The sequence below is a fragment of the Methanoculleus horonobensis genome, from assembly GCF_001602375.1.
Classification (GTDB): domain Archaea; phylum Halobacteriota; class Methanomicrobia; order Methanomicrobiales; family Methanoculleaceae; genus Methanoculleus; species Methanoculleus horonobensis.
The window spans coordinates 38,143-55,197 of sequence record NZ_BCNY01000004.1 but is presented as its reverse complement, the minus strand read 5'-3'; the positions used below and the strand labels follow the sequence as shown (position 1 = coordinate 55,197).

Below are 17,055 nucleotides of genomic sequence, written 5' to 3'. Positions count from 1 at the left end.
GGCGGCCGAAGAAGCCCCGGGCGGTAACTCCATATGTTCGGAAGGTCTTTCAATCACGAGGAAGGATCGCATGGGCGAGCGCAAAAAGGAGTCGATTGCCGAAGTCCTCGTCTCGAGAGTTGTCGGGATCGTCGTCTTCCTGATCGTGCTCGGCATCTTGAACATCCTCGCTGGCGCCTACGTCCGGATACCGATCTTCCTCCAGGTCGTCGAGTTCCTCAACGCCAACCTCGGGCTGCTCATCCTGATATCGGTCATCTTCCTCGTCGGCGACCTCTTCGGGGCGCTTCCACTCCCCCTGAACCTCCCCGGCCCGATCTTCGGCGCATTCGGTGCCGTGCTCCTGGTCATCTTCATCGCCAGGTTCTTTCTGTTCTTCGCCGGGATCACCGATCTTGAATTCTTCTTCGTCTTCGAGAAGGTGCTTACGCTCCCGGTCTACCTGCTCGTCTTCATCATCGCGCTCATCGCAGGGTATATCGGGCTATTTACGAACCGGATGTGAACCGGGACTACTCGAACCCCTCCATCTCCTCGAAAGTGCTCACCGCGTGGTCGCGCAACGTCCCGGTCTTCGGGTCGATATGAACCAGCACGAAGAGTTCGTGCTCGCCGCTCTCCCAGAGAGCAAGGGCGGGCCTGTCCTCCTTTGCCTGGAACCCGAGCGATCCGAGGATCTCCCGGACCTCGTCGTAGGTGGGGTTCGCGGCGAACATCTCCCTGATCCTGGCCTCCATGGCCTCCTGTGCATCCCGGTCGATAGGAACCTGTTCCGGCATGCGCCAACCATACTGCATACGCCCGGATAAATCTGACCCGGTGGAGGCGATCGAAGAGTGAGCCTGCCGGCGGGTCTCGAAGGGAGAGACCCCCTACCGGGCGTTGAAACCGACAGGACTCTCATCGCGGCCTTCCAGGTCGTCGGAGGCGACCACCCGGTAGCCCGCATACCCGCCCCCGAGGTTCATCTGCAGGAGGACGAAGATCCCGAGTTCGGGCTGCACCCATATCGCAACGTCGGCATCGTCCTGCTCCGGTATGAAGTTCAACGAACGGAGCGCCTCCCTGACATCGGTGTAGTCGGGCGTCGCCTGGATGATCTCCTCGATCTCCACCATCATGGCCTGCCGTTGCAGGGTCTCGATATCTCCAAGCATGCCGCCCCCGATCGCACCCTTCGTATAAAATATGATCCGGGGTACGACCGTGCACCGGGCGGCGTCAACCGGAGCGTGCCGGCACGGTTCGCCGCCCGTCGTGGTGCACAACCTTCATCAGAGACCTCGTTAAAACATACAGCAACGGAGTCCCGCACGAGAGCCTATGACCGACGACGACTCAAGAACGCTTATCCTCGATGTAGACAACGACGACCTGCAGGAGCTCTCCGAATACCTGGACGTGCTGAGCAGCAGCACGCGTTTGAAGATTCTGAAAGCCATCGAACGAAGCCCGAAGGACGTCCGGCAGATCTCGGCCGCGATCGAGACGAGTTACGAGAACACAAAGAAGCATCTCGACAAACTGATGAGTATCGGGGTCGTCCGCAAAGAGGCCGGCCTCTCGCGCCCGACCGCAAAGGGGGTTCATCCGGTCTGGAAATACTCGATCGTGCCCGGGGGGCTCGAAGCGATCACAAGGAGCCTCGGACTGTTTGCGAACCTGAGACTGACCCTCACGGACTCCGTGCTCGCGAAAAGACTCGCCGGTGTCCGGGAGACGTTCTCGGGAGAGTTCTCCGGGCAGCCCCCGGCCGTCATCCTCCTCGGGGGCGCGGAGGACGGCAGGGTCTTTGCGCTCGCCGGGGAGAGCATCCCCGTAGGCCGGGCTGACCCGGGAACGCCCGAACGGGCCGGAGAGGCGATCGTCCTCGGCGAGGCATACGCGGCGGTCACCCGCGTCTCGAAGCCGCACGCCCGGCTCACCCGCCGCCGGGTGGACGGCACCTGGCTGATCGAGGACTGCGGCAGCACGGGCGGCACCTTCGTGAACGGCACGCCGCTTGAACCGGGCAAGCAGCGGGAACTTCACGACGGGGACCTCATTGAACTCGCGAAAGGCGCGCCGGGGGCAACCCTCGTCTTCGTCATTCCCGGGGGGGTGCCGGTGCCGGATGCCGCCTGACCGGGCCGGGCGAGCGGCCGTCCTGCTCTTCGTCGCCGCGCTGCTTCTCGCAGCCTTCGCTCCTGCCGTCTCGGGCGCCGGAGGGCCGCCCGAACACTCAAGCGCCTCCCCCCAGGGCATCGAATCCGCCGGAAATAGCCCTAACAACGATAAGAACGCCGGTTCCGGCCCGAACAAGGGCGGAGGTGCACCAGAAGAGACGCCCACACCTCAGCCCCCGGCTGACCCGACCGTCACCCCCGGCGGAACCCCGACAGTGGCGACGGCAACCCCGACCGGGGGGGCTGCCCCCGAACAGGATAATCCGGCCGACAATAGCCCGTCCCCCTGGCTCGGGGTCGCTCTGGCTCTCGTACTGCTCGGTGGAGGGGTCGTTGGCGCCTGGTACCTGAAGCGGCCGGCCGGAGAGGAGACAGGGGCCGCCGCGACCATCCTTGCCGATGCATACCGGACAGTGCTCTCCCGCCCGGCAGGGTTCCCACCCGAACTTGCGGAGCGCTACGACCGGGTCGCCTTTGTCGGGAGAGGAGGGCTCGGGCAGGTCTTCTCGGCGGTCCGGCGCGATGACCGTCGAACCGTAGCGGTGAAGATCCCGGCCGCCTACGACGAGGCGACGGGGAGGACCTTCATGAAGGAGATGCGGTTCTGGGAAGACCTCGTCCACGAAAACATCGTGGCGGTCTACTCGGTCAACATCCTCCCGGTCCCATTTGTCGAGATGGAATACCTCCCACGGACGCTGGAGGGCCTGGAAAAACCCCTCCCGCCGGAGACCGCCGTCCGCATCGCTGCAGGCATCACCGCAGGGATCGCCTACGCCCACGAAAAGGGTGTGATTCATCGGGACATCAAGCCAAGCAACATCCTTCTTTCCGGCGACCTGACGCCGAAGATCACCGACTGGGGGATGAGCACGACACTGGCGGCGAGCCGGGACACCGCCATCGCAGGGTTCACCCTCGCCTACGCGGCCCCGGAGCAGATCGCCCCGGAACGGTTCGGCAGGGCCGACGCACGGACGGACATCTACCAGCTCGGCGCCGTCTTCTACGAACTGGTGACGGGGAAGCCGCCCAACGCCCGCGAGAGCCTCGCCGGGCTGGCCGAAGCAATCATCCGCGAGCAGCCCGTCCCTCCCTCGGAGATCGACCCGAAACTTGCACGACTCGACCCGATCATCCTCCGGTGCCTCGCCAAAGATCCCGGCGACCGCTACCAATCCGCCGCCGAACTCCTCGAGGCGATCGAGGCATTGACGGGCGATGCAGGAGCGGAGAAGCCGTGAAGAACCTTCTTTCCCGGTACCTCGCACGCGCGAGAAAGATGCAGTTCCACTACCTCCTCGCGTCGCTCGTCCTCCTGCTCGCCGTCTACCCCTACGTGAGCGCAGGGCCGAGCGGCCCGGTCGCCCTGAAGGTGCTCTCGTCCTTCGTCCTGATCACCGGTGTCTACGCCGTGAGCAATCGGCGACGGCAGGTCGTGATTGCCGTCCTCCTCGCTGTCCCCGCCTTCGGCCTCGGCTGGCTCCAGGTCATCACCGGGAACCCGGCACTCGGCAGCGCCGAGAGCGTCTTCACGCTCCTCTTCTACGCCTTCACCGCGCTTGTCGGCCTCTCGAGGGTGCTCGGGACACAGCGGATCACCACCGACACCATCTACGGCGCGGTCTCCGTCTACCTCCTCATGGGTCTCACCTGGGCGACGGCCTACGATCTCGTCGAGGGCATCACCCCGGGATCGTTCTCGGCCGGGCCGGGAGAGGTTCTCACCTTTCCTGCGTTCATCTACTACAGTTTCGTCACCCTTGCGACGCTTGGTTACGGCGACATCACGCCGATCACCGACCAGGCCAGATCGCTCGCCGTGCTCGAGACCGTGAGCGGGACGCTCTACATCGCCGTTCTGATCGCCCGCCTGGTGGCGGCGGCCGGATGGCGAACCGATGCCGGTGACGGGTGAACCGCACAGGAATTCCAGAGAGAAATGTCGGGTTTCCCGATCCGTCCGATTTAAACTACGAAAAATCTCGTAGCTAAAGCAAGATATTTATTTTGACCGAATCAAGAGATGATTGATATCTATGCGAGGAAAAGCAGCACTTCTGGGGATCGCCCTGATGGTTCTCTGTGCCGCGGTGATCGGCAACGTCACCGCACAGTTGCCGGAGGAATCCAGGGACAAACTGATCCATGTCTCCGGCACGGGCAAAGTGACGACCACGCCTGATGAGGCCGTCGTCGTCTTCGCGGTCGAGACCGAGAACACCGACGTCAAGACAGCACAGCAGCAGAACGCCGAGAGGATGGACGCTGTGGTCAACGCACTGAAGAGGGCGGGCATCCCGGAGAAAGACATCAGGACCGCCGGCTACAACATCATCCCGGTGACCGAGACCGACAGCCGGGGCCTGACAACGTCGAAGGTCAAGTACTACCGGGTCGTCAACAGCCTCGAGGTCACGATGAACGACGTGAACCGCGCAGGCGAGATCGTCGACCTCGCGGTCGCGAACGGTGCAAACAAGGTCAACCGGTTCGCGTTCACCCTGAGCGACGCAAAGCAGCAGGAGTTCCGGTCGCAGGCCCTGACCGCCGCGGTCGCACAGGCACGGGGTGACGCCGACGCCGTCGCCGCGGCCATCGGCAAGACCATCGTCGACGTCAAAGAGGTCAACGTCGGCGGCAGCTACGTGCCCATGGCCTACGACGGTCGCTACAATATGATGGAGAAGGCGGCGGGTTCAGCCGTCGCAACCCCGCTCGAGGTCGGCGAGATCGACGTGACCGCCACCGTCTCCATCTCCTACATCATCTCCTGATCACCTCTACCACCTCTTTTTCGTCTGTGAGATCCGGGGGCTCCGAACCCCGGACTGCCCCATCGGAAAGCATAATCGCCTCTGAGGAGAGACCAAAAAGGCGGAGTCTTTTCTATGTTCACAGTGACCGAAGTCTACAACAACATCCCCTGCCGTGAGGGGCTCACGGCGGACTGGGGATTCTCCTGCCTGATAGAGGAAGCGGGGCTGCTCTTCGACACCGGGGCTAAAGGAGACGTGCTCCTATCCAATATGCGGGCGCTCGGCATCGGTCCTGCGGGCATCCGGCGCCTCGTCCTCTCCCACGACCACTGGGACCATACCGGCGGCATCGAAGCGGTTCTTGCTGCAAACCCGGCAATTGAGGTCTATGTCCACGACGCATTCTCGGAAACGACGCTCTCGCTGATCCGGAAGTATACCGAGCCGCGGATCGTGACGGAGCGGACGGAGATCGCGAACGGCATCGCCGTGACCGGGCCGCTCGGAACGGATATCCGGGAGCAGTCGCTCGTACTATCGACGCCGGGTGGTTACCTGGTCGTCACCGGGTGCGCACATCCCCACATCGGCCGGATCATCGAGCGGGTCTCGGATCTCGGGCCGGTTCGGGGCATCATCGGCGGGGTCCACACCGTCTCCGGCGAGGAGATCGACGCGCTCGCAGGGGTGGCGTACCTCTCGGTGTCGCACTGCACCAACCGGATCGAGGAACTCGCGGAGCGCTACCCGGAGTCGTTCTTGCCCGGCGGCGTCGGGAAGACGCACCGGGTGGGGTAAAGTAGGGTTACTCGTCCTCTCCGTTCATCTCCCCACCCCGGTTCTTCCCCTCAGACCCGTCCACAAACCGGACGGTACGCTGCGGGAGGGGTATCTCGATGCCGTTCTCTTCAAGCGCCTGTTTGATCTTCCAGAGGAGATCCGTCCGGACGTCCCACCAGTTCCGGGCCGGCGCCCAGATGTAGGCGGTCAGGTTGACGCTGTTGTCCCCCAGATTATCGACGAAGACCGACGGCGCCGGGCTCTTGAGCGCGAAGGGGTGGGTCTCGATGACCTCTCGTGCGATCCGGATCGCTGCATTGGCGTCGTCCTGGTACCGGATGCCGATCCGGTATTCGAACCTCCGGGCCGCGTTATGGACGTAGTTCGTGATGTTCGAGGTGAAGACCTTCTCGTTTGGGATCCGGATGTAGATCCCGTCATAGGTCTTGATGACGGTCGAGAGGACACGGATGTCCTCGACACTCCCGCTCACGTCGGCGACGTTGATGTTGTCGCCGATCCGGATCGGGTGCTCGAACATCAAAAAGAGCCCGGAGATCAGGTTGGAAACAACGCTCTGGCTCGCAAAACCGATGACCAGCCCGGCGATGCCCCCGGCCACCAGGAGACCGGAGAGGTCGAATTCGAGCTGCGGGAGAGCGACGACGAACGCCCAGACGATGATGACGTAGTAGACCAGTTTCGCGAGCAGTTCGCGCTCGTTCACGGGCAACCGTTCCGAGAGAGCCCGCCGGACGTTCGTCGCGACAACCTTCGCGATTATAACGCCGACCGTGAGGATAACGGCGAAGTACAGGAGGCGCTCGACGGTGATATCCCCGACGCCGATCGGGATCTCGAAGATCTCTGTCACGTTGAACGCCATCAGAGACCCCACTCCATCAGGTATCCGCGGTCGATAGCCGGGATCTTGCGGGCCGTGTAGAGCTCGACGGACTTCACCATCCCGGGCCGGAGCGGGGCGTCGATGAAGTCCGTCTCCGCCATAGTCTTGGTGAGAAGTTTCATCGTGGCGGTGGCCGCCACGAAGTCACCGTAGTAGATCTTCATATCGGTACTCTCAAAGACAACCCGGGACACCTCCACCCACTCGCGGCAGGTATTGTGGATGGAGAGTTCCATCACCCCCTCGCGGAAGGGATCGACGGAAGGGATCTCCGGGTAGACCACGCTCTCGTAGTACCGGGCGATGACCCCATTCGTCGGCGAGCCGTAGAGCGCATATTTCTGGGTGCCGAGAGCAAAAACATCCAGCACCTCGATATCCCGCGCAGACTCCACGAAGACGCCGATCTCGACGGGGAACTTCAGGTAGACCGTCCGGGAAGCGCCGGGCTCGATCATCATCGGGGAGAACTCCACCTGCAGGAAATTCGTGATCTCCTTGGGGAGGTTGACCGGCTCGACCGGGTTGATGACCACCTCCCCCGTATTCGAGACCAGGATCCGCTCGAACGTCTTCCCTTCGCACCTGCGCCGGTAGGTCAGGAGACCTCCGGCGCTCTCGGCTTCCACCAGAATATCGTTGTATTCACGGCGAAAAGTGCCTCTGTAACGTCCGAACATCAACTATGATCTGCAAATACTCAAATATTAATCTACGTTATAGACGCGATCCGCCGGAGTCGCGTCCCGGCACCGGATCGCAAAAGACGGATCAATACGGGCATTTGTGGAGTCACTCACGCAATAGGGAGTAGTTGTGGGAAATCAGCCCGGTCTAAATGGGAACGAACTGGGAAGATATATATAATAAATCCATTCGAAAGTATATTTTGCAGAAGATAAATGAACACTCTTTTAACCGGCTGCTCCAGACATTTCTCCTGTGCGTTCGCCCCAAACGATAATATGCATGGGGCACCGTATCGGCCGGCACGGAGGACTCGCCCGGAGATCCAGGCGAGAGGCCCTTCTCGCGGCATTGCGGGACGAGAACAGTTCCCGGGTGATGCGTTTGAAGACAGAGCAGCAAAGAGTCAGGGAGTCCATGAATCGCAGCCAGATACCCATGAGTATCTTCAACCACCTCCAGCAGCCGGCGCTCGTCCTCGACTGCGAGGGGCGGGTGATCATCTGGAACAACAGCATGGAGCGGTACACCGGCGTTCCGGCGGAAGAGATCGTTGGAAAAGGTGAGTACGTCCATGGAAAAGCGCTGTTCGGGGAGGCGTGCCCCACACTGGCAAACTGTATCCTGACTCACAGTGAAGCCGGGAGCGGCCATTACCACCTGCTGCACCACGAAGGCGAAGAGTTGCTCGCCGAGTCGCGCATCCCCACGAGATCCGGGAGAGCGGTCGTCTGCATGGCCGCCCCCCTCTACGATACCGGCGGCCGACAGATCGGTGCGGTCGAGACCATCCGCGACGCTCCATAGGAGATGGTGGCCGAAGAGTCCCGCGGAGTGCCGGAGGAGCAGGTGCAGATCCTGGCAAGCACCCTGCCCGACATGATCTTCACGCTCAACAGGGACGGCATCTTCACCCAGTTCTTCTGGACCGGCGGCTGGAACCAGGGCGTAAACCCGGAAGGGGTCGTGGGCAGAACACCCCATGTGCTGTTTCCGCCGGAGGAGGCTGACTTTCTGACCGGAGCGGCGTTCCGGGTCATCGAGACGGCGGAGGCCGTATCGGAAACCCGGACATTCGCGTGGCGCGGTGAGGAGCGGTCGTTCCAGATCGCCATCCACCCCCTGCATAACGCTTCCGGGAGGATCGTGGCCGCGACCGGGGTAGGCCGGGAGATCACCCGGGAGATCGCCTGCGAACAGGCCAGCCGGCTCTCCAGCCTCTACCTCGACCTGCTCGGCACCGACATCTACAACACCAGCATGGTTGCGGCAACGATCATCGAGATGCTCCGCGACCGGCTCTCCGACGAAGAGGCGGAACTCGCCCAGAGGGTCAAGATCACGATCGAGCAGGGGATCAACGTCATCAAGAACGTCGAACTGCTGACCACGCTCAACAAGCACAGCATCCGCCTGGAACCGGTCGACCTCTCCGCCGCCGTCCGCGACCAGATGCAGCGGTACGCGGGCATCGATATCAGGTATGAAGGCGGAACCTGCATGGTCTGGGCAAATCCCCTTCTTGAGCACACCATCTCCAACCTGATCAGCAACAGCATCAAGTTCGGCGGCATGAAGGTCAGGATCGAGATATCCGTCATGGAGACCGGCGACACCGTGGTGCTCTCCGTCGCCGACACCGGCATCGGCATACCGGATCACTTAAAGCCGAACATCTTCGACCGCTTCAGCCGGGAGGGCAGCAAAACCCCCTCCGGGGGCAGGGGTCTCGGGCTTCATATCGTCAAGACCCTCGTGAACCGGTACGGCGGACGCGTCTGGGCGGCCGATCGGGTTCCCGGAAAACCGGAGGAAGGAGCGACGATCAAGATCATCCTGCAGAAGTGCTAGTGGGATTTTTCGCGCCCCGGGTGCGGGCCGCCGTCCGGAGGATACGGGGTTCGGAGGATGGATCCGGCTCGCTTTCCCTGTCGGCAGAACCTATCGCTTTCTCCCTGTAGCCCCCACCCCTGTCTCCACCTTGTACACGGGCACTTGTAACCCCCACCCCGCCCGGCCTTCGGCCTCCTCACCCGCCCACGAGGGGCGGGGGCAGTGCATGACGATAGCCGGTGGGAAGCCGTGCACGGTTTTTCTCCCGGGACTCCATCCGTCTCCAGCATCTTCCCAAGCAGTGGACTGTGGGGATATCGCCATTGGGGGCGGGGCCGACGGGGAGTGCGACGGTTTGTAGAACCGGAGCTTGACCACCGTCAGGTGGGGAGTGCGACGGTTTGTAGAACCGGAGCTTGACCACCGTCAGGTGGGGAGTGCGACGGTTTGTAGAACCGGAGCTTGACCACCGTCAGGTGGGGAGTGCGACGGTTTGTAGAACCGGAGCTTGACCACCGTCAGGTGGGGAGTGCGACGGTTTGTAGAACCGGAGCTTGACCACCGTCAGGTGGGGAGTGCGACGGTTTGTAGAACCGGAGCTTGACCACCGTCAGGTGGGGAGTGCGACGGTTTGTAGAACCGGAGCTTGACCACCGTCAGGTGGGAAGTGCGAGCGAAGCGAGCTTGAGCACCGATAGGTGCGAGGGGGTTCACCCCCTCCCCTGTCTCCATTGCGTAAGGCTCTTCTTTGTAGCCCTCACCCCACCTGCGCTTCGCACTCCTTCCCCCCGACGCCCGGGGTACTCAGATATATATCCCGTGAGCGACTATATCATACCGCATCATTCCCATCGGGGACTGCTTCAATGATACGAACAATATGCTTTAAAGAACGAAGATATATCGAAGAGTTGAGAATTCTTACCCGGGCGACCGCGCTGGACTGCATCATCGACGAGCGCTTCGACCGCATAGTATACCTCATAAAAGAAGGAGACATGGGTCTCGCCATCGGCCGGAAGGGGAGCAATATCCGCAAGATGCAGAGGGTTCTCGGAAAACGCATCGAGATGGTCGAATATTCCCCCCAGATCGAGCAATTCGCGAAGAACGTCTTCAAGCCTGCCGACGTCGTCGGCGTCGCGAAAGGAGACGACGAGAAACTCGCAGTATACATCAGCTCAAGCGACCTCGGCATCGCCATAGGGAAAGGCGGATGCACCATCGAGAAGGCACGGCTCCTCCTTGCCCGGTACTTCGATACCGAACTCGGCGAGGTGCTGACAGGAGTTGATGCCCATGCGTGATTGGACCATCCTCGAAGAAGTCTGGCAGGTCATCCAGGACCGGGCAGAGCACCCGTCCGCCGAGAGTTATGTCAGTTCCGTCCTGACTCACCGGAAAGGAGTCGACAAGTCCCTCGAAAAGGTCGGCGAAGAGGCGGTCGAGTTCATCCTTGCCGCCAAGAACCAGGTTCCGGAAAGGACGGTCTCCGAAGCGGCCGATCTCCTCTTCCACCTGCTGGTGGCGCTCAGGGCATCCGGCACCGATGTCGGTGACGTGCTCGACGAACTCGCATCTCGCCGGAAGTAATCAGAGGTACTCCTTCAGGTCGACCATCCTCGGGAGATCATCCTTCTTTACCGCCGCCGTCTCCACGACCGTATCCTCGATCATGATCGGCGCCCGGTAGCGCAGAGCGATGGCTATCCCGTCGCTCGGCCGGCAGTCCATGATCTCCGTTCGCGATCCCTGCCGGAGATGGAGTTTCGCGTAGAAGACCCCCTCCTCCAGGGAATCGATGTGCAGGGAATCGAGAGCGATCTCAAAGTTCCGAAACATCTCGACGATGAGATCGTGGGTGATGGGGCGGGGGAGCATCTCGCTGTTGAGCGCGTTGCTGATCGAGATTGCTTCCCAGAGTCCGACGTAGATGGGTATCGTGCTGTCGCTCCCGGCATCCAGGACAACGGTCGGCGCTGCTCCCATCTCGCTCACCGACATGAACACACCCTGCACCCTGCAACTTTGAGCCGTCATGTGATCACCTGACATCAGCCTTCTGGTGTTTAAACCTTGGGATCAATCACCGCTGTTTTTTGGCGCGGGCGAGAAACTCGCGCCGGACAATGACGAGACTCGAAAGGAGACCGAGGAGGATGTTCAGGTAGTAGAAGATCAACCGCCAGAGGAGGACGAAGACGCCCACGATCGCCGACGGGACGAAGAGGCTGTAGAGCGACGTGGCGCCGATCTCCGCAACGCCCGAGCCGCCGGGGGTGAGCGGGATCATCATGATGATGGCGATGACGAGCTGGACGACGAACGACTCGATGAGATACGCGGGCTGCCCGAGACCTATGAGAAGCAGCGACGCGATGACGAACTCCGAGATCCAGAAGAGCAGGGTGAAGAGCATCCCCCACACGAGGCCGCTCTTGCCGTGGTTCACGAACTTGACGAGCCCCCGGTTGAAGTTGTCCACCTCGCGGTCGATCGTCTCCAGCAGGTTCTCGAGCCGCTTTAAGTGCCAGCGGCGGTCGACCCACCGCGAGATCCCTTTGAGCGCTCTCTTGAGGTAGTCCGGGTTCTTGACGGAGTAGACGAAGACCAGCACGAAGAAGGTGACGAAGATCCAGGCGGCGTACATCATGGCGCTCAACCCGCTGAACCCCGAGGCGAGGCTGCTCCAGTAACTGCCGAGGAAGAGCATGGCGAAGGCCCCGAGTGCCCCGAGAACGATCCCATCCAGGATCCGCTCCATGATGACGACGGCGGTGGCGTCTCCGACCGGAACGCCTGCCCTGTAGAGTTCGTGAACCCTGACCGGTTCCCCGCCCGCCTGGGAGGGGGTCACCGCCGCAACGAGCATGTTCGCCAGCACCAGGTTCAGGCAGTGCGTGAGGTGTACCCGGTAGCCGAGCGACGCCGACATCAACTTGATGCGGAGCGCCCAGAAGACGAGCGAGACGATGTGAAGGAGGACGGCAAGGATCAGGTAGACCGGGTTTATCCGGCTGAGGTGTCCGATCGTCGACTCGTCGACGGTGAAGTACAGAACGCCCGCCATGACAAGAGCGCTAAAACTGAGCGAGACGAGCAGCCACTTCCACTGAGACCTCTTCATCCTCTACGCTCCCGGGCACGGGGACGGCACGCAGACAGTCCACCTCACCCCTGTTGCTGCAGCCGTTTGCGGACGCGGGCAACACGGGGGCGAAACACCCGAATTTTTATTAATAAAATATCGTGCGGCTACTATTTAACGATGGTTTTATCGAAAAATCGATAGAACCGGGGATCCGCGGGAAACCCGGATCCTAGACGGTGAAGAGGCCCCGGTCCCCGGTTATCCGAAACAGCCCCGCGCGGATGCCGGCATCGAGCCAGGCATAGCCGTAACTGAACCGGGCGAGGGCGGCGACACGGTCCCCCGCATCGAGGTATTCCGCACCTTCCGCATACCAGGTGCGTGCCGCCGAATAGAACTCCCCGGCTCCTGCATGAAGCGGGCTCGCCTCGTCCGCCGCCGCTTCAACCGCCGCGAGGGCCGCATCGAGCATCCGCCGGTAGCGGTGCGTCTTCTCCTCGAGATGGTAATCCTGCGATTCCGGTATGCACGCGTCCACCGTCTGTGGGGGGTGGGTACTGGAAGGCTCGAGCAGCCCGAGGTATGAACCTGCGTCGAGCCAGCCGAGCCCGTAGGCAAACGCGGCGAGGGCGTTCACCCGGTCGCCCGAGTGGAGAAAGGCAAACCCGTCGCCGTGATAGGCGATAGCCATCTCGAGCACCTCCCCGGCCGCCCGGTAGAGGAGGGTCTCCTCCGGGACGGCAATCCCGGCCAGGGAAAGGGCCTCTCCGTAGAGAGCGCCGTAGTCATCGAGGATCATAGGCCGGCGAACGTCTCCAGGTACTCGCGCTCCATCGGGTGGAGCTCCGCCGGCACGGCGAGGATATGGAGCGGAGGGCCGAAGTCCGTCTCCTTGAGCTTCGCGCCGGTTCCGGCGGCAACCACCGGCCGCTCCGACCCCGCCCGGGCGATCCCCACGTAGAGCGCGGGCGGTTCGATGCCGCGCTTCTCCGCCATCTCCTCGAGAACGGCGATCGCCTCCGGGACGCGCATGTAGCGATCGTTCTGGATATCGAGGTAGACGAGCGTATGAAGGTTGAGCGCGAGATTCGCCGCGACCGTCTCGATTGGAGCCGTCGGGAACCAGCCCTTCGCGGGGAACGGCACCGAACAGGACTTTCCGAACCGGTAGTTCTGCAGGCCCGAGAGGCCCGAGACCGCGCTCGATATGGAGGAGGCGTGGATGATGGAGGTCTCGATCCCGGCGGCGGCCGCCCGCAACCGGAGGTCGGCATGCGTCGTCGAGACCATGGGGTCTCCTCCGGTCAGGAACGCCACCCGGCCGGCAGCGGCACAATCAAGGATCTCGCGGGGGTGCTGCTCGACGTCCTCCCGGCCGAGGACCCGGATCTTCTTCCCAAAGAACGCTTCCATCGCAGCGACGTCCGTTCCCATCAACCGCGAGGTATACGCCTCTAAAAAGACAGCATCGGCGTCTCTAACGTAGAGAAGGCCTTTGACCGATATATCCTCGAGGTCGTAGAGCCCGAGACCCACGAACGTCAGCATCGGTACCTCACTCCCGGGACGGGGGGCAGAACGCAGCCGGGATACAACTGCACGGGTTCCGTCATCATTCATCAAATGTCAGCGTTCCATCATCGTAGAAGTAACGGATCCAGGGGGTCGTCCTGCCATGGACGCCGAGGATGCGGAACTCCCGCGGCACCGTCCCTCCCCCGTCTTCAGCCCGCACCTCGATGACCGTACTCATCAACTGTTTGATCGTGGCGACGGTTCGCTCGTCGAACGACTCGCTGTTGAGGATGTAGATCCCGATCCCCTCCAGTTTCTTCACCCTGTTGGTGATCACATGGAGAAACCGGTACGTCACCTCCAGCTGTGCGTACATAAGAAGCGTCGAGACCGAGTGGAGGCAGAGCCGGATCGGCGGAGGCATCGGGCCCGGAGGATCGGCCATCACTCCTTCCTTCCACATATCCTCCACCATCCGGGAGAACTTGATCCCCATGCTGGTCAGGTCGAGAGGGCTCGTGACAAACTTAGCCCTCGCCGTGTCCCGCAGGGTGGGCACCGAACTCTTCGTGACCGCGTCGATGATCCCGACCCGCCCCCTGCCGGCCCCAAACCTGCGGAACGCATCGACGGCGTCGGAAGCACGCTCGTCGGTCGAGATGCCGACAGCCCATTCCCCCGACCGGGGAGAGGCTATCCGATATGCCAGGAGCTCCGCGTAGGAGAGAGGAGGCGCCAGAAGGAGAACATTTGATGCGGCCCGCAGGCCCCCGTACTCCCTGTCGATCATCGGAATGCCGGTTTCGTAGGTGTACATCTTGTAATACCAGTTATGCCAGGAGATAGTGGATAAGACCTCCGATCAGGAGCCCGAGGGCGACCGTGTAGACCGTGATCCCGAGCGTGATCCTGGAGCCGACCTCGCGCAGGAGAACGGTTATCGTCGCGAGGCAGGGGACGAAGAGGACGGTCACGACCGCGAATATGTAGAGCTGCAGCGACGAGAGCACCGCCCCGAGGTCGGCGGTGCCCGCGAGGATGGCAAGGGTCTCGAACGCCATCTCTTTTCGGAGGATCCCGAAGATGAGCGCCGTTGCCGAGTAGCCGGGAAGGCCGAGGAGGGCCATGGTGTACGGCTCGATGAGCCCCTCAAAGATTGTCATGACGCCGAAGAATTCCAGGAGCCCGAGGACGACGCTTCCCACGAGGAGCAGGGGCATCGCGATGAAGAGGAACTCCGAGAGACGCGACCAGGACTTCTTCATCACCAGTTTCGGGTCCGGCCAGCGGAGCGGAACCATCTCCATGATCATCCCGAACCGCTCGCCGGGCGTCACGCGGGAGAGGACGAGCCCGGTCGCGAGGATCAGCACGACGATGATGGCGTATACACTGAACGCCGCCGCGATGCCGACGAAACTGGCCACGATCCCGGCGATGATGACCGTCCGGGCGGAGCAGGGAACCATCGTGACCAGGAACGAGGCGATGATCCGCTCGCGCCGGGAGCGGAGGAGCCGGATGCTCATGATGGCCGGGACGTTGCACCCGAACGCCAGGGTGAGGGGGATGACCGCCCCGCCGTGCATCCCGACCCGGTGCATCGCGTTGTCGGCGAGGAATGCCGCCCGGGTCATGTACCCGGAGTCCTCGAGGACGGAGATGATGATGTAGAAGAGGAAGACGTACGGGAACGCTATCCCGAGACCCGCCTGGAGCGCGAGCAGGATGGATACCCCCAGTTCTTCGGCGAGCGGCGGCAGCCCGAGCTCGATGAACGGCTGCATCGCGTAGATCTCGAAGAACTCCACGATTATTCCTTCGAGGAACGATCCCGCTATAAAGACAAAGAGGAGCATCCCGATGAGGATGGAAAGAAGGATCGGCATCCCGGGGATGAGCCGCGTCAGGATGCTGTCCGGATCGGTCTGGGGGAGTTCGGCCTCCTCTTTCAGGGTGAGGTCGGCGATCTTGTGGGCGAAGTTGTGCCGGTTGGCCGCGATGATCTGGGCGACCGTCATCCGGTGCCGGGACTCGATCTCATCGGAGATCGTCCGCGCCGCTTCGAGCAGTTCCGGGTTGTCGCCGAACCCGAGGAGCCCACGGACGCTCTCCTTGCGGTCGGCCTCAAACATCTTCCCAAGGCTCCGAACGGCTGCCTCGATGTGGTGGTCGTACGGGATCTCGACCAGCGACGGGCTCGAAGCGGCGAGAGCCGCCGGAATGATCCGGTCGATGTTCTTCCCCTGCGACGCTGCCGTCAGGATCACCTCGACGCCGAGAAGGTCGTGAATCGGGCCGGGATCGATCTCAAGCCCCCGTTTTGCGGCTTCGTCGGCCATGTTCAGCACGACGACCATCGGGAGGCCGTACTCCGCCACCTGGAGGAGAAGGTAGAGGTTGCGCTCGAGACGGGTGACGTTCGCCACCACGATGACCGCATCGACGTCCTGCTGCTCAAGGAACCGGCGAACCAGACCTTCTTCGTCCGAGTTCCCTTCCAGCGAGTAGACCCCGGGCAGGTCAACGAGTTCGATGATCTCGCGCTGGAAACAGGTGTTGCCCCGCTGCAGCTCGACGGTGGTTCCGGGGTAGTTGCTCACCTCGACCCCGAGGCCGGTGAGCTGGTTGAAGATGAGGGATTTGCCGACACTGGGGTTGCCGATCAGCGCGAACTTCATGGACACGACTCCACGATGATCGATCTCGCGATCTCGGGGCTGATGGCGATATCACAGCCTTTCACCCTGACGACGACGGACTCGTTCGGGAGCTTGCGCCGGATCAGCACGATCTCGCCGGGGAAGATGCCGAGGTCGAGCAGCCTCCGGTGCCGCCGCGGGCCGCGCATCATCGCCACCCGGACAGTATCGCCTTCCTTGCAGTCGAGCAGCGTGCAGTCCCGCCCCCGGCAGTGTCCCATACGCCCCGGCGGGGAGTGGGCGCCGTCCATGTAGGAGGAGAGCCGCTCGATGGTCTCGTCGGAGATCCCGTGCTCGAGCGTGCAGGCCTCCCTGCTTGCCGCGTCCTCATCGACGCCGAGCATCTCCGTCAAAAAACACTGGAGAACGCGGTGCTTCCGCGCCACGCTCGCCGCTACCGACGAACCCTTCCCGGTAAGCCTGACGGCATCGTCGTTCGCCCGCTCCAGGTATCCTTCCTCGACCAGAGCGGCGACGGTCGTCCCGGCGGTCTCCTTCCCGGTATCGAGGGCTGCTGCTATCTCTTCCAGCGTCGCCGCCCGTCCCCCGTTTTCCATGATCGTGAGGATTGCTTCGAGATAATCCTCAAACGTGGAAGGAAGCATGTTACAATTTC

General features: G+C 62.3%; 21 protein-coding genes. 10 read left to right on the top strand and 11 right to left on the bottom strand.

The genetic code is table 11. The features are described from left to right. The first annotated feature begins 70 nt into the window (after positions 1 to 70). Complete coding sequence (locus MCUHO_RS00340) at positions 71 to 505, top strand: hypothetical protein (protein WP_067072173.1); 435 nt, start codon at positions 71 to 73, stop codon at positions 503 to 505. Between the two features lie 7 nt (positions 506 to 512). On the opposite strand, the gene MCUHO_RS00335 is transcribed toward MCUHO_RS00340, so the two are convergent. Next, the gene (locus MCUHO_RS00335; RefSeq protein WP_067072171.1) at positions 513 to 779 is read right to left on the bottom strand and encodes a hypothetical protein; all 267 of its coding nucleotides are present in this window, start codon (positions 777 to 779) and stop codon (positions 513 to 515) included. A gap of 93 nt (positions 780 to 872) precedes the next feature. Next, positions 873 to 1,157, bottom strand: coding sequence for a hypothetical protein (locus MCUHO_RS00330; protein WP_067072252.1), 285 nt, complete (start codon positions 1,155 to 1,157; stop codon positions 873 to 875). 166 nt (positions 1,158 to 1,323) lie between these two features. Here MCUHO_RS00330 and MCUHO_RS00325 point away from each other — a divergent pair, with 166 nt between their 5' ends. The 5 genes from MCUHO_RS00325 (at position 1,324) to MCUHO_RS00305 (ending at position 5,722) form a co-directional block, all read left to right on the top strand. Further along, positions 1,324 to 2,124: an FHA domain-containing protein gene (locus MCUHO_RS00325; RefSeq protein ID WP_067072166.1), complete on the top strand. Its 801-nt coding sequence runs from the start codon at positions 1,324 to 1,326 to the stop codon at positions 2,122 to 2,124. After that, on the top strand, positions 2,114 to 3,409 hold the full coding sequence (locus tag MCUHO_RS00320; RefSeq protein ID WP_067072164.1) for a serine/threonine-protein kinase: 1,296 nt from the start codon (positions 2,114 to 2,116) through the stop codon (positions 3,407 to 3,409). The genes MCUHO_RS00325 and MCUHO_RS00320 overlap by 11 nt, the downstream gene beginning before the upstream one ends. Then, positions 3,406 to 4,083 (top strand): potassium channel family protein, encoded by a 678-nt coding sequence (locus tag MCUHO_RS00315; protein WP_235808102.1) that lies wholly within the window; start codon positions 3,406 to 3,408, stop codon positions 4,081 to 4,083. Before MCUHO_RS00320 ends, MCUHO_RS00315 begins: the two co-directional genes overlap by 4 nt. A gap of 121 nt (positions 4,084 to 4,204) precedes the next feature. Continuing rightward, entirely contained in the window at positions 4,205 to 4,942 is a 738-nt protein-coding gene (locus tag MCUHO_RS00310; protein WP_067072156.1) for an SIMPL domain-containing protein, read from the top strand. 114 nt (positions 4,943 to 5,056) lie between these two features. Next, a complete protein-coding gene (locus MCUHO_RS00305; protein WP_067072154.1) occupies positions 5,057 to 5,722 on the top strand; it encodes an MBL fold metallo-hydrolase in 666 nt (221 codons plus the stop codon). Positions 5,723 to 5,729: 7 nt separating this feature from the next. On the opposite strand, the gene MCUHO_RS00300 is transcribed toward MCUHO_RS00305, so the two are convergent. Together MCUHO_RS00300 and MCUHO_RS00295 are read right to left on the bottom strand one after the other, a co-directional pair. After that, on the bottom strand, positions 5,730 to 6,590 hold the full coding sequence (locus MCUHO_RS00300; RefSeq protein ID WP_067072152.1) for a mechanosensitive ion channel family protein: 861 nt from the start codon (positions 6,588 to 6,590) through the stop codon (positions 5,730 to 5,732). Further along, entirely contained in the window at positions 6,590 to 7,291 is a 702-nt protein-coding gene (locus tag MCUHO_RS00295) for a DUF432 domain-containing protein (RefSeq protein ID WP_048181139.1), read from the bottom strand. The genes MCUHO_RS00300 and MCUHO_RS00295 overlap by 1 nt, the downstream gene beginning before the upstream one ends. Before the next feature lie 424 nt (positions 7,292 to 7,715). On the opposite strand from MCUHO_RS00295, the gene MCUHO_RS12940 reads away from it, so the two are divergent. From MCUHO_RS12940 to hisE, 4 genes are all read left to right on the top strand, one after another. Continuing rightward, entirely contained in the window at positions 7,716 to 8,105 is a 390-nt protein-coding gene (locus MCUHO_RS12940) for a PAS domain-containing protein (RefSeq protein ID WP_235808101.1), read from the top strand. A 3-nt stretch (positions 8,106 to 8,108) separates the two neighbouring features. Further along, positions 8,109 to 9,149, top strand: coding sequence for a sensor histidine kinase (locus tag MCUHO_RS00290; protein ID WP_235808100.1), 1,041 nt, complete (start codon positions 8,109 to 8,111; stop codon positions 9,147 to 9,149). 848 nt (positions 9,150 to 9,997) lie between these two features. Next, on the top strand, positions 9,998 to 10,438 hold the full coding sequence (locus tag MCUHO_RS00285) for a NusA-like transcription termination signal-binding factor (protein WP_067072151.1): 441 nt from the start codon (positions 9,998 to 10,000) through the stop codon (positions 10,436 to 10,438). Next, complete coding sequence (gene hisE / locus MCUHO_RS00280; protein ID WP_067072149.1) at positions 10,431 to 10,724, top strand: phosphoribosyl-ATP diphosphatase; 294 nt, start codon at positions 10,431 to 10,433, stop codon at positions 10,722 to 10,724. The genes MCUHO_RS00285 and hisE overlap by 8 nt, the downstream gene beginning before the upstream one ends. Here hisE and MCUHO_RS00275 read toward each other — a convergent pair whose 3' ends face one another. The 7 genes from MCUHO_RS00275 to MCUHO_RS00245 all read right to left on the bottom strand — a co-directional run bounded on the left by MCUHO_RS00275 (position 10,725) and on the right by MCUHO_RS00245 (position 17,044). Continuing rightward, a complete protein-coding gene (locus MCUHO_RS00275) occupies positions 10,725 to 11,135 on the bottom strand; it encodes a bifunctional nuclease family protein (RefSeq protein ID WP_235808099.1) in 411 nt (136 codons plus the stop codon). An 82-nt stretch (positions 11,136 to 11,217) separates the two neighbouring features. Continuing rightward, entirely contained in the window at positions 11,218 to 12,258 is a 1,041-nt protein-coding gene (locus MCUHO_RS00270) for a lysylphosphatidylglycerol synthase transmembrane domain-containing protein (RefSeq protein WP_067072145.1), read from the bottom strand. A gap of 193 nt (positions 12,259 to 12,451) precedes the next feature. Next, complete coding sequence (locus MCUHO_RS00265; protein ID WP_067072143.1) at positions 12,452 to 13,021, bottom strand: DUF357 domain-containing protein; 570 nt, start codon at positions 13,019 to 13,021, stop codon at positions 12,452 to 12,454. Continuing rightward, positions 13,018 to 13,770 carry a diphthine synthase gene (gene dph5, locus MCUHO_RS00260; RefSeq protein ID WP_067072141.1) on the bottom strand — a complete coding sequence of 251 codons (753 nt, stop codon included), beginning with the start codon at positions 13,768 to 13,770 and terminating at the stop codon, positions 13,018 to 13,020. The genes MCUHO_RS00265 and dph5 overlap by 4 nt, the downstream gene beginning before the upstream one ends. 64 nt (positions 13,771 to 13,834) lie before the next feature. Beyond that, positions 13,835 to 14,554 (bottom strand): RAD55 family ATPase, encoded by a 720-nt coding sequence (locus tag MCUHO_RS00255; RefSeq protein WP_067072139.1) that lies wholly within the window; start codon positions 14,552 to 14,554, stop codon positions 13,835 to 13,837. A gap of 13 nt (positions 14,555 to 14,567) precedes the next feature. Beyond that, the gene (gene feoB, locus MCUHO_RS00250) at positions 14,568 to 16,418 is read right to left on the bottom strand and encodes a ferrous iron transport protein B (RefSeq protein WP_067072137.1); all 1,851 of its coding nucleotides are present in this window, start codon (positions 16,416 to 16,418) and stop codon (positions 14,568 to 14,570) included. Further along, positions 16,415 to 17,044 carry a metal-dependent transcriptional regulator gene (locus tag MCUHO_RS00245; RefSeq protein ID WP_067072135.1) on the bottom strand — a complete coding sequence of 210 codons (630 nt, stop codon included), beginning with the start codon at positions 17,042 to 17,044 and terminating at the stop codon, positions 16,415 to 16,417. Before MCUHO_RS00245 ends, feoB begins: the two co-directional genes overlap by 4 nt. Positions 17,045 to 17,055: the final 11 nt, after the last annotated feature.